Consider the following 12,627-nt stretch of genomic DNA (forward strand, 5'->3'; position numbering starts at 1 on the left):
GTGTCACTTTCGCTTTGGCAGCAGTGTCTTGCCCGATTGCAGGATGAGTTACCAGCCACAGAATTCAGTATGTGGATCCGCCCATTGCAGGCGGAACTGAGCGATAACACGCTGGCTTTGTACGCGCCAAACCGTTTCGTGCTCGATTGGGTAAGGGATAAATACCTTAATAACATCAATGGACTGCTGAACGATTTCTGCGGGTCAGATGCCCCACAGCTGCGTTTTGAAGTGGGCACAAAGCCGGTCACCCAAACCGTTCGTGAAGTTGTCAATGTGGCAGCCCCTGCACAGGCGGCGCCCGCTCCAGCGCCTCGCGTTGCACCGGCTCGTCAGGGCTGGGATAACGTTCCAGCCCCCGCTGAGCCTACCTACCGCTCTAATGTTAACGTGAAACACACGTTCGATAACTTCGTTGAAGGTAAGTCGAACCAGCTGGCGCGCGCGGCGGCCCGCCAGGTTGCCGATAATCCCGGTGGTGCTTACAACCCGCTGTTCCTTTATGGCGGCACGGGTCTCGGTAAAACGCACCTGCTGCATGCGGTGGGCAACGGCATTATGGCGCGTAAGCCCAATGCCAAAGTAGTGTATATGCACTCCGAACGCTTCGTTCAGGACATGGTAAAAGCCCTGCAAAACAATGCGATCGAAGAGTTTAAACGCTACTACCGTTCCGTTGATGCGCTGCTGATCGATGACATCCAGTTCTTTGCCAATAAAGAACGATCGCAGGAAGAGTTTTTCCACACCTTTAACGCCCTGCTGGAAGGCAATCAGCAGATCATTTTGACCTCGGATCGTTATCCAAAAGAGATCAACGGCGTTGAAGATCGTCTCAAATCCCGCTTCGGCTGGGGCCTGACCGTGGCGATCGAGCCGCCGGAGCTGGAAACCCGCGTCGCGATCCTGATGAAAAAAGCCGACGAGAACGACATTCGCCTGCCGGGTGAAGTGGCGTTCTTTATTGCCAAGCGCCTGCGTTCCAACGTTCGTGAGCTGGAAGGGGCACTGAACCGCGTTATCGCCAACGCCAATTTTACCGGTCGTGCGATCACCATCGATTTTGTGCGTGAAGCGCTGCGCGATTTGTTGGCATTGCAGGAAAAACTGGTCACCATCGACAATATTCAGAAGACGGTGGCTGAGTACTACAAGATCAAAGTGGCAGATTTACTGTCTAAACGTCGTTCCCGCTCGGTGGCGCGTCCGCGTCAGATGGCGATGGCGCTGGCAAAAGAGCTCACCAACCACAGCCTGCCGGAAATCGGTGATGCGTTTGGTGGACGTGACCATACGACCGTGCTGCACGCCTGTCGCAAGATTGAGCAGTTACGCGAAGAAAGCCACGACATAAAAGAAGATTTTTCCAATTTAATCAGAACATTATCATCGTGACGCTATGAAATTTACCGTTGAACGTGAACATTTATTAAAACCGCTGCAACAGGTGAGTGGCCCATTAGGCGGCCGCCCTACGCTGCCTATTCTTGGAAACCTGCTGCTTCAGGTCGCTGACGGTACGCTGTCGCTGACCGGCACAGATCTGGAAATGGAAATGATCGCGCGCGTTACGCTGACTCAGCCGCACGACGCGGGCGCGACCACGGTTCCGGCACGTAAATTCTTTGATATTTGCCGTGGGCTGCCGGAAGGCGCTGAAATCGCCGTACAGCTGGAGGGCGACCGCATGCTGGTGCGCTCTGGCCGCAGCCGTTTCTCCCTCTCCACGCTGCCCGCTGCGGACTTCCCGAACCTGGATGACTGGCAGAGCGAAGTTGAATTTACCCTGCCGCAGGCGACGATGAAGCGTCTGATTGAAGCCACGCAGTTCTCCATGGCGCATCAGGACGTTCGTTACTACTTAAACGGCATGCTGTTCGAAACCGAAGGTGAAGAGCTGCGTACCGTGGCTACAGACGGTCACCGTCTGGCGGTTTGTTCCATGCCGATTGGCGATTCACTGCCAAACCATTCGGTGATCGTACCGCGTAAAGGCGTAATTGAACTGATGCGTATGCTCGACGGCGGCGACACCCCGCTGCGCGTGCAGATCGGTAGCAACAATATTCGTGCCCACGTGGGCGATTTTGTCTTCACATCGAAGCTGGTAGACGGACGTTTCCCGGATTATCGCCGCGTATTGCCGAAGAACCCGGACAAAACGCTGGAGGCAGGTTGCGACATCCTCAAGCAGGCGTTCGCGCGCGCCGCTATTCTCTCCAACGAGAAATTCCGCGGCGTACGTCTGTACGTGAGTGAAAACCAGATCAAAATCACCGCCAACAACCCGGAGCAGGAAGAGGCAGAAGAGATTCTGGACGTCACCTACGCCGGGGCTGAGATGGAAATCGGCTTCAACGTCAGCTATGTGCTGGATGTGCTGAATGCACTGAAATGCGAGAACGTTCGCATCCTGCTGACTGACTCCGTTTCGAGCGTACAGATTGAAGATGCCGCATCACAGTCGGCTGCTTATGTTGTCATGCCAATGAGACTGTAATGTCGCTCACCCGTCTGTTGATCCGCGACTTTCGCAACATCGAGAGCGCGGATCTCGCTTTATCCCCTGGCTTTAATTTCCTGGTTGGCGCGAACGGCAGCGGCAAAACCAGCGTGCTGGAAGCCATCTATACGCTCGGTCATGGCCGGGCGTTTCGCAGTTTGCAGATTGGTCGCGTGATTCGCCACGAGCAGGATGCGTTTGTGCTGCATGGGCGCTTGCAGGGTGCCGAGCGGGAAACCGCCATCGGCCTGACCAAAGACAAGCAGGGCGACAGCAAGGTGCGCATCGACGGCACCGACGGCCACAAGGTGGCGGAGCTGGCACTGCTGATGCCGATGCAGCTGATTACGCCGGAGGGGTTTACTTTACTCAACGGCGGCCCCAAATACAGAAGAGCGTTCCTCGACTGGGGATGCTTTCACAATGAAGCCGGTTTCTTTAACGCCTGGAGCAATCTGAAGCGTCTGCTTAAACAGCGTAACGCCGCATTGCGCCAGGTCACGCGCTACGCCCAGCTGCGTCCGTGGGACATGGAATTAATTCCTCTTGCGGAACAAATCAGCCGCTGGCGTGCCGAATACAGCGCAGGTATCGCCGAAGACATGGCCGATACCTGCAAACAGTTTTTACCCGAGTTCTCTCTCACCTTCTCTTTCCAGCGTGGCTGGGAAAAAGAGACGGATTATGCCGAGGTGTTAGAGAGAAGCTTCGAGCGCGATCGCATGTTGACCTACACCGCGCACGGCCCGCACAAGGCGGATTTCCGCATTCGTGCCGACGGTGCGCCGGTGGAAGACACGCTGTCGCGCGGGCAGCTGAAGCTCCTGATGTGCGCGCTGCGCCTGGCGCAGGGGGAATTCCTCACCCGCGAAAGTGGGCGACGCTGCCTGTACCTGATAGATGATTTTGCCTCGGAACTTGACGACGCGCGGCGCGGGCTACTTGCCAGCCGCTTAAAAGCCACGCAGTCGCAGGTTTTCGTCAGCGCCATTAGCGCTGAACACGTTATGGACATGTCGGACGAAAATTCGAAGATGTTTACCGTGGAAAAGGGTAAAATAACGGATTAACCCAAGTTGAAATGAGCGAGAAACGTTGATGTCGAATTCTTATGACTCCTCCAGTATCAAAGTCCTGAAAGGACTGGATGCGGTGCGTAAGCGCCCGGGTATGTATATCGGCGACACGGATGACGGCACCGGTCTGCACCACATGGTATTCGAGGTGGTAGATAACGCTATCGACGAAGCGCTCGCGGGTCACTGTAAAGACATCGTGGTCACGATCCATGCGGACAACTCCGTGTCCGTTACCGATGATGGTCGTGGCATCCCAACCGGTATTCACCCGGAAGAGGGCGTATCTGCTGCGGAAGTTATCATGACCGTTCTGCACGCAGGCGGTAAGTTCGATGATAACTCCTATAAAGTTTCCGGCGGTCTGCACGGCGTAGGCGTATCCGTAGTAAACGCCCTGTCGCAGAAGCTGGAGCTGGTTATCCAGCGCGAAGGCAAAATTCACCGCCAGATTTATACCCATGGTGTGCCGCAGGCACCGCTGGCCGTTACCGGTGATACCGACAAAACCGGTACCATGGTGCGTTTCTGGCCGAGCCTTGAAACCTTTACCAACGTCACCGAATTCGAGTACGAGATCCTGGCGAAACGCCTGCGTGAACTGTCGTTCCTGAACTCCGGCGTGTCGATTCGACTGCGCGACAAACGCGACAACAAAGAAGACCACTTCCACTACGAAGGCGGTATCAAGGCGTTCGTTGAGTATCTGAACAAGAACAAAACGCCAATTCACCCGAATATCTTCTACTTCTCTACTGAAAAAGACGGTATCGGCGTGGAAGTGGCACTGCAGTGGAACGATGGTTTCCAGGAAAACATCTACTGCTTTACCAACAACATTCCACAGCGCGACGGCGGTACGCACCTTGCGGGCTTCCGCGCGGCGATGACCCGTACCCTGAACGCCTACATGGACAAAGAAGGCTACAGCAAAAAAGCGAAAGTCAGCGCCACCGGCGACGATGCCCGTGAAGGCCTGATTGCCGTGGTCTCCGTGAAGGTGCCGGATCCGAAATTCTCCTCACAGACAAAAGACAAGCTGGTCTCTTCTGAGGTGAAATCGGCGGTTGAACAGCAGATGAACGAACTGCTGAGCGAATACCTGCTGGAAAACCCGTCCGACGCGAAAATCGTGGTGGGTAAAATTATCGATGCGGCGCGTGCCCGTGAAGCGGCGCGTAAAGCCCGTGAAATGACCCGCCGTAAAGGCGCACTGGACCTGGCAGGCCTGCCGGGCAAACTGGCTGACTGCCAGGAACGCGATCCGGCGCTGTCCGAACTGTACCTCGTGGAAGGGGACTCCGCGGGCGGTTCTGCGAAGCAGGGCCGTAACCGCAAGAACCAGGCGATTCTGCCGCTGAAGGGTAAAATCCTCAACGTTGAGAAAGCGCGCTTCGACAAGATGCTCTCTTCTCAGGAAGTGGCGACGCTCATCACCGCGCTCGGCTGCGGCATCGGTCGCGACGAGTACAACCCGGACAAACTGCGCTATCACAGCATCATCATCATGACCGATGCGGACGTCGACGGCTCGCACATTCGTACGCTGCTGTTGACCTTCTTCTATCGTCAGATGCCGGAAATCGTTGAGCGCGGCCACGTCTACATTGCCCAGCCGCCGCTGTATAAAGTGAAGAAAGGCAAGCAGGAACAGTACATTAAAGATGACGAGGCGATGGATCAGTACCAAATCGCGATCGCCCTTGATGGTGCGACCCTGCACGCAAACTCCAGCGCGCCAGCGCTGGCCGGTGAACCGCTGGAGCGTCTGGTCTCCGAGTTCAACGCCACGCAGAAAATGATTGGCCGTATGGAGCGTCGCTATCCGAAAGCGCTGCTGAAAGAGCTGATTTATCAGCCGACCCTGACCGAAGCCGAGCTGAGCAACGAGCAGACCGTCACCCGCTGGGTGAACACCCTGGTGAGCGAGCTGAACGAGAAAGAGCAGCACGGCAGCCAGTGGAAGTTCGACGTTCAGCAGAACGCTGAGCAACAGTTCGAGCCGATCGTCCGCGTGCGTACCCACGGCGTCGATACCGACTACCCGCTGGAGCACGAGTTTGTTACCGGTCCGGAATACCGCCGTATCTGCACCCTCGGCGAGAAGCTGCGTGGTCTGATCGAAGACGACGCGTTCATCGAACGTGGCGAGCGTCGTCAGCCGGTAGCCAGCTTCGAACAGGCGCTGGAGTGGCTGGTGAAAGAGTCCCGTCGTGGCCTCTCTATTCAGCGTTATAAAGGCCTGGGCGAAATGAACCCGGATCAGCTGTGGGAAACCACCATGGATCCGGAAAGCCGTCGCATGTTGCGCGTCACCGTTAAAGACGCAATCGCAGCGGATCAGCTGTTCACTACCCTGATGGGTGACGCGGTTGAACCACGTCGCGCCTTCATCGAAGAGAACGCCCTGAAAGCGGCGAATATCGATATTTAATCGTCGTTATACCGCACGATAACAGGCCGCGCTTTTAGCGCGGCTTTTTTATGGGCGCAGGCATATCCAGCGACATCACGGACGGTAAACGGCTCGCCAGCGTATCTATCGCTATTCTTACCCTCAGCGGCAGATGCGGCGTCTGCTGCCAGACTGCATGAACGTCGAAGCGCACGTCCGGTGCCTGCTTTAAAAGCGGGATGAGTTTTCCCTGATGTATTTCTCTGCGGGCCATCCAGCAGGGCAACCACGCAAGGCCGTGTCCGGCCAGCGCAGCGTCGCAGATTGCCTGTAAATCATCCATATTGAGCGATGAGCGGGGAGTAAAGGTGTGCGATCTCCCTTCGCTATCCATTAGCTGCCAGGGCAGCACTCTGCCTGATCGCAGATAGTTAATGGCAGTGTGGTGGGGTAAATCAGCAACGTTTTCTGGATGGCCGTTCTTCATCAGGTAATCCGGGGCGGCACACAGCACCATGCGATGCTCGCCCAGCCTTCTGGCGACCAGCAGGCTGCTGTCCTGCAGCGTGCCGTTACGTACCGCCATATCAAAGCCTTCCTCTACCAGATCCACCACGCGGTCGCTGAATGACATTTCAAGCTCAAGCCCAGGATGTTCCTGCGTCAGTTCTATCAGCAGTGGCGCGACGCACTGGCGACCAAACAGCACCGGCATGGCGACGCGCAGGCGGCCGCTGACCTGCTGCTTCCCTGTTTCAAGCAGCGACTCCGCGCCCCGAATCTCCTCCAGCGCGCGAAGGCAGCGTTCATAAAACAGAGCGCCGTTGTCGGTCAGCCTCTGGCTGCGGGTGGTACGCTGGAAAAGACGTACGCCCAGCCGCTCTTCAAGACGAGCAATGCTTTTTCCTACCGCCGAGCGCGACAAATGCAGACGGACGGCGGCCTGCGCAAAACTTCCCGCCTCAACGGCGGCCACAAATACAGGTATATCCTTCAGCGTATCGGTCATGGATTGTATCCACTGCGTCATCAATTATGGGAAAACTTATCGCCACTGGCGACCAGGCGTCAACGGTAGACTGTCAGTCCTAAAGCTTATTTGATGGCAGGAGAGAAAAAATGACAGAAACAATGCAGCGCTGGTCAATGAACGCCCTTGGGCGCGAGAGCCTTCAGCTTGTTCAGGTGCCTGTGTCACAGCCAGGCCCGGGGGAGGTTCGCGTAAGAGTTAATGCCGTTGCGCTCAACTACCGGGATAAAATGGTGATTGAAGGCACGATGCCGATTCCGCTTTCCTTCCCGTTTACCCCAGCATCTGACATGGCAGGCGTGGTGGACAGCGTTGGCGACGGCGTTACGCGTTTCAAACCCGGCGCACGCGTCATCTCAACCTTCTTCCCGGAATGGATCGACGGCAAGCCGCAGGCAGACGCGCGCGATTTGCCCTATAAAACGTCCGGTGGATACTTCCAGGGCATGCTGGCCGAATATGTGATTGTGAGTGAAAACGCGCTGGTGGCGCCCCCGGAAAGCCTGGATGACGCTGAGGCCAGCACGCTTCCTTGCGCGGGGCTTACCGCATGGTTCGCGCTGGTGGAGCGCGGTCATTTACGCGCCGGGCAATCGGTGCTGGTACAAGGCACGGGCGGTGTGGCGCTATTCGCTTTGCAGATAGCAAAAGCGCACGGCGCAGAAGTTATTGTTACGTCGGGGAGTGATGAAAAACTGGCACTGGCCAAAAAGCTGGGGGCCAGCCAGGGCATCAACCGACTGAAAGGCGACTGGGCTGAAAATACGCTGGCACTGACGCAGGATCGCGGCATCGACCATATTATCGAAACCGTGGGTGGGGAGAACCTGAGACATTCCCTTCGCGCGGTAGCCGTTCACGGGCGTATCTCCGTTATTGGCGTGCTGGCCGGAACGGACATTTCCCTGCCTGCTGGCGAGCTGCTGCTGAAATCCCCCGTCATTCAGGGGATTGGGGTTGGACACCGCCGGGCGCTGGAAGATTTCGTCCGTGCTGTTGATGTCACGGAGTTAAAACCGGTGATTGAACATCGCTATCGTTTTGACGAACTGGAACAGGCGCTTGAGCATCTGGATCGCGGTGCGTTTGGCAAAATCGTTCTCACCCGCGAGTGAGTTCTTGTTCCCGGGATAAATATAAAAGGGGCTTTTTGTTACGCAAGGTAGCTCTATTTTTGTGTGCTTAATCGCGTTAGCATGAAATAGCACTCATTTATCCCGGGGACCTCATGGCTATCAAACTCATTGCAATCGATATGGACGGCACGCTGCTGCTGCCAGACCACACTATCTCTCCTGCCGTTAAAAATGCGATCGCCGCCGCACGCGAAAAAGGCGTGAACGTGGTGCTCACCACCGGACGCCCGTATGCCGGGGTGCACAGCTACCTGAAAGAGCTGCACATGAATCAGCCTGGCGATTACTGCATCACCTATAACGGCGCTCTGGTGCAAAAGGCAGCCGATGGCAGCACGGTGGCGCAAACTGCACTGAGCTATGATGACTACCGTTTCCTGGAAAAGCTCTCCCGCGAAGTGGGCTCTCACTTCCACGCGCTCGATCGCAATACGCTTTACACCGCCAACCGCGATATCAGCTACTACACGGTGCACGAGTCCTACGTTGCAACCATTCCACTGGTGTTCTGCGAAGCGGAAAACATGGACCCGGCAACCCAGTTCCTGAAAGTGATGATGATTGATGAACCTGCGGTTCTCGACAAAGCCATCTCACGCATTCCGGCTGAGGTAAAAGAGAAATACACCGTGCTGAAAAGTGCGCCGTACTTCCTCGAAATCCTCGATAAACGCGTCAATAAAGGCACGGGTGTCAAATCGCTTGCCGATGCGCTGGGCATCAAGCCTGAGGAGATTATGGCGCTGGGCGACCAGGAAAACGATATTGCGATGATCGAATATGCAGGCATGGGCGTGGCGATGGATAACGCGATCCCGTCGGTGAAAGAAGTGGCGAACTTCGTCACCAAATCTAACCTGGAAGACGGCGTGGCTTATGCGATTGAGAAATTTGTCCTGTCCTAACAGCTGTCTGTAATCATCAGCCTCGGTTATCAACCGGGGCTTTTTTTGGCGCTGAATTTATCGAATTGTTCTTTTTGTGATCTGGATTGTAGTACAACATTAACTGATTGTACTACATTGTCACCACGGCAAAGGCGAAAGGACTCACGTTTGTACTGCAAAAGTGAGGCGAAATTCAGCGGTCGCGGTAAAGTAGTGATGGACTTACAGAGCACAAGGACTCTCCATGACACTCAATAAAACCGATCGCATTGTCATCACGCTGGGCACTCAGATTGTGGGTGGCAAATACGTTCCCGGTTCGCCGCTGCCAGCAGAGGCGGAACTGTGCGAGGAGTTTGAAACCTCGCGCAACATCATCCGGGAAGTGTTCCGCTCGCTGATGGCGAAGCGGCTGATTGAAATGAAGCGCTATCGCGGCGCGTTTGTTGCGCCGCGTAACCAGTGGAACTACCTCGATACCGATGTTCTGCAATGGGTACTGGAAAACGACTACGACCCACGGCTTATCGGCGCGATGAGCGAAGTCCGAAATCTGGTGGAACCGGCCATCGCCCGCTGGGCGGCAGAGCGCGCAACGTCAGGTGACCTGGCACAGATTGAGTCGGCGTTAAACGACATGATCGCCAATAACCAGAATCGGGAGGCGTTCAACGAGGCGGACATTCGCTACCACGAGGCGGTACTGCAGTCGGTGCATAACCCGGTGTTACAGCAGCTTAGCGTGGCGATCAGCTCGCTACAGCGAGCAGTATTTGAACGTACCTGGATGGGCGATGAGGCCAACATGCCGAAAACGCTTCAGGAACATAAAGCGCTGTTCGATGCGATACGGCATCAGGACGGCGATGCGGCAGAGCAGGCGGCGCTGACCATGATCGCCAGCTCGACACGAAGGTTGAAGGAAATCACATGACATCACGCTACATCGCAATTGACTGGGGATCGACCAATCTGCGCGCCTGGCTCTACCAGGGGGAGCAGTGTCTGGAAAGCAGGCAATCAGAAGCAGGTGTGACGCGCCTGAACGGTAAATCCCCCGAAGCGGTGTTAGCAGAGGTGACACAAAACTGGCGCGACGGTACTACGCCAGTGGTGATGGCCGGAATGGTCGGCAGTAACGTGGGCTGGAAGGTTGCGCCTTACCTGTCGGTTCCGGTGCATTTCACCGCCGTTGGCGAGCAGTTAACGTCCGTTGGCGACAATGTCTGGATTATTCCCGGTTTATACGTCTCTCGCGACGATAACCATAACGTGATGCGCGGCGAAGAGACGCAGCTGCTCGGGGCGCGCACCCTTTCTCCTTCTTCTGTCTACGTCATGCCCGGGACGCACTGCAAATGGGTCCAGGCGGATGCTGAGCAAATTCATGATTTCCGCACGGTGATGACCGGCGAACTGCACCACTTGCTGCTTAAGCATTCGCTGGTGGGGGCCGGTTTGCCGGAGCAAACCCCTTCGCCGGAAGCGTTTGCCGCCGGGCTTGAGCGCGGGATCGCATCCCCTGCCGTTTTGCCGCAACTTTTTGAGGTTCGCGCCTCGCACGTGCTGGGAAATCTTCCGCGCGAGCAGGTCAGCGAATTTCTGTCCGGCCTACTGATTGGCGCCGAAGTCGCCACCCTGAGCGACGCATTCGCCGGGCAGCAGGCCATCACGCTCGTCGCGGGTTCATCGCTGACGTCTCGTTACCGCCAGGCGTTCCACGCTATCGGACGGGATGTTGCTGCGGTGGAAGGCGACACGGCATTTCAGGCAGGTATAAGGAGCATCGCTCATGCAGTGGCAAACTGAACTTCCCCTGATCGCGATTTTGCGCGGTATCACGCCCGGTGAGGCCTTAGCGCACGTTGGCGCGGTGATCGACGCCGGGTTCGACGCGGTGGAAATCCCGCTCAACTCCCCGGAATGGGAAAAAAGCATTCCGGCAGTTGTTAAGGCGTTCGGTGATAAGGCGCTGATTGGTGCTGGTACCGTATTACAGCCGGAGCAGGTGGATGAACTGGCGAAGATGGGCTGCAAGCTTATCGTCACACCGAATATCAACCCCAAGGTGATCCGCCGGGCGGTGGATTACGGCATGACCGTATGCCCGGGTTGCGCCACGGCCACAGAAGCCTTTGCCGCCCTCGATGCGGGCGCACAGTCTCTCAAAATTTTCCCGTCGTCGGCCTTTGGTCCGGATTACATCAAAGCGCTGAAAGCGGTCTTACCCGCCAGCGTGCCGGTCTTTGCCGTGGGCGGCGTCACGCCGGAAAACCTGGTGCAGTGGATAAAAGCAGGTTGTGCGGGCGCGGGGCTGGGCAGCGATCTCTATCGTGCCGGACAGCCCGTTGAGCGTACCGCACATCAGGCGGCAGCATTTGTGAAAGCGTATCGAGAGGCAGTGCAATGAAAATAACCAAACTTACCACGTACCGTTTACCCCCGCGTTGGATGTTCCTGAAAATCGAAACCGACGAAGGCGTGGTTGGCTGGGGCGAGCCGGTGATTGAAGGCCGTGCGCGCACCGTTGAAGCCGCGGTTCACGAGCTGGGTGAATACCTGATTGGCCAGGATCCGGCGCGCATCAACGACCTGTGGCAGGTCATGTACCGGGCGGGATTTTACCGTGGCGGTCCGATCCTGATGAGCGCCATCGCCGGTATCGATCAGGCGCTGTGGGATATCAAAGGCAAAGTGCTGAATGCCCCGGTCTGGCAATTAATGGGCGGCCTGGTGCGAGACAAAATCAAAGCCTACAGCTGGGTGGGCGGTGACCGCCCTGCGGAAGTGATCGACGGTATCCGGCAGCTGCGCAACATCGGTTTTGACACCTTCAAACTCAACGGCTGCGAAGAGATGGGCGTTATCGACAACTCGCGCGCGGTAGACCGGGCGGTGAACACCGTGGCGCAAATCCGCGAGGCTTTCGGCAACGAGATTGAGTTTGGCCTGGATTTCCACGGCCGCGTCAGCGCGCCAATGGCCAAAGTGCTGATTAAAGAGCTGGAGCCGTATCGCCCGCTGTTTATTGAAGAGCCTGTTCTGGCCGAGCAGGCGGAATACTATCCAAAACTGGCTGAACAGACGCACATTCCCATCGCGGCGGGGGAGCGTATGTTCTCGCGCTTCGAGTTTAAGCGCGTGCTGGAAGCGGGCGGCATTGCGATCCTGCAACCGGACCTCTCCCACGCGGGTGGCATCACCGAATGCTACAAAATTGCCGGCATGGCAGAAGCCTACGATGTGGCGCTGGCACCGCACTGTCCGCTTGGGCCGATTGCGCTGGCAGCCTGTCTGCATGTGGACTTCGTCTCCCGCAATGCGGTGTTCCAGGAACAAAGCATGGGCATTCACTATAACAAGGGCGCGGAGCTGCTCGACTTTGTGAAAAACAAGGAAGACTTCAGCATGGAAGGCGGTTTCTTTAAACCGTTAACGAAGCCGGGCCTTGGCGTGGAGATCGACGAAGCCAAAGTCATTGAGCTGAGTAAAAGTGCGCCGGACTGGCGTAACCCACTGTGGCGTCATGAAGACGGTTCCGTAGCCGAGTGGTAAATCGCCGGATGGCGCTACGCTTATCCGGCCTACTCTCTCGTATGC

Annotated in this window: 11 protein-coding genes; 10 read left to right on the top strand and 1 reads right to left on the bottom strand. The window is 56.6% G+C overall.

Annotation, left to right across the window (positions count from 1 at the left end):
- The 4 genes from dnaA to gyrB all read left to right on the top strand — a co-directional run.
- Positions 1–1,395: chromosomal replication initiator protein DnaA (gene dnaA / locus ACQG2Q_RS00005; RefSeq protein WP_223831758.1), on the top strand; the 1,395-nt coding region annotated here is incomplete at its 5' end.
- Between the two features lie 4 nt (positions 1,396–1,399).
- A complete protein-coding gene (dnaN, locus tag ACQG2Q_RS00010) occupies positions 1,400–2,500 on the top strand; it encodes a DNA polymerase III subunit beta (RefSeq protein WP_003861122.1) in 1,101 nt (366 codons plus the stop codon).
- Complete coding sequence (recF, locus tag ACQG2Q_RS00015) at positions 2,500–3,573, top strand: DNA replication/repair protein RecF (RefSeq protein ID WP_022646527.1); 1,074 nt, start codon at positions 2,500–2,502, stop codon at positions 3,571–3,573. Before dnaN ends, recF begins: the two co-directional genes overlap by 1 nt.
- 28 nt (positions 3,574–3,601) lie before the next feature.
- The gene (gyrB, locus tag ACQG2Q_RS00020) at positions 3,602–6,013 is read left to right on the top strand and encodes a DNA topoisomerase (ATP-hydrolyzing) subunit B (RefSeq protein WP_063137909.1); all 2,412 of its coding nucleotides are present in this window, start codon (positions 3,602–3,604) and stop codon (positions 6,011–6,013) included.
- Between the two features lie 34 nt (positions 6,014–6,047).
- On the opposite strand, the gene ACQG2Q_RS00025 is transcribed toward gyrB, so the two are convergent.
- A complete protein-coding gene (locus tag ACQG2Q_RS00025; RefSeq protein ID WP_063849880.1) occupies positions 6,048–6,983 on the bottom strand; it encodes a LysR family transcriptional regulator in 936 nt (311 codons plus the stop codon).
- A gap of 110 nt (positions 6,984–7,093) precedes the next feature.
- On the opposite strand from ACQG2Q_RS00025, the gene ACQG2Q_RS00030 reads away from it, so the two are divergent.
- From ACQG2Q_RS00030 to dgoD, 6 genes are all read left to right on the top strand, one after another.
- Positions 7,094–8,119, top strand: coding sequence for a zinc-dependent alcohol dehydrogenase family protein (locus ACQG2Q_RS00030; RefSeq protein ID WP_063849881.1), 1,026 nt, complete (start codon positions 7,094–7,096; stop codon positions 8,117–8,119).
- Positions 8,120–8,232: 113 nt separating this feature from the next.
- On the top strand, positions 8,233–9,045 hold the full coding sequence (gene yidA, locus ACQG2Q_RS00035; RefSeq protein ID WP_023305134.1) for a sugar-phosphatase: 813 nt from the start codon (positions 8,233–8,235) through the stop codon (positions 9,043–9,045).
- Between the two features lie 226 nt (positions 9,046–9,271).
- A complete protein-coding gene (gene dgoR / locus ACQG2Q_RS00040; protein WP_003861109.1) occupies positions 9,272–9,961 on the top strand; it encodes a D-galactonate utilization transcriptional regulator DgoR in 690 nt (229 codons plus the stop codon).
- Positions 9,958–10,836: a 2-dehydro-3-deoxygalactonokinase gene (locus ACQG2Q_RS00045; RefSeq protein ID WP_063849882.1), complete on the top strand. Its 879-nt coding sequence runs from the start codon at positions 9,958–9,960 to the stop codon at positions 10,834–10,836. Before dgoR ends, ACQG2Q_RS00045 begins: the two co-directional genes overlap by 4 nt.
- A complete protein-coding gene (locus ACQG2Q_RS00050) occupies positions 10,820–11,437 on the top strand; it encodes a 2-dehydro-3-deoxy-6-phosphogalactonate aldolase (RefSeq protein WP_063849883.1) in 618 nt (205 codons plus the stop codon). The genes ACQG2Q_RS00045 and ACQG2Q_RS00050 overlap by 17 nt, the downstream gene beginning before the upstream one ends.
- Positions 11,434–12,582 (top strand): galactonate dehydratase, encoded by a 1,149-nt coding sequence (dgoD, locus tag ACQG2Q_RS00055; protein ID WP_003861103.1) that lies wholly within the window; start codon positions 11,434–11,436, stop codon positions 12,580–12,582. Before ACQG2Q_RS00050 ends, dgoD begins: the two co-directional genes overlap by 4 nt.
- Positions 12,583–12,627: the final 45 nt, after the last annotated feature.

Origin of the sequence: Enterobacter cloacae complex sp. 370H10, from assembly GCF_050031535.1 — a bacterium.
Taxonomy (GTDB): Bacteria; Pseudomonadota; Gammaproteobacteria; order Enterobacterales; family Enterobacteriaceae; genus Enterobacter; species Enterobacter intestinihominis.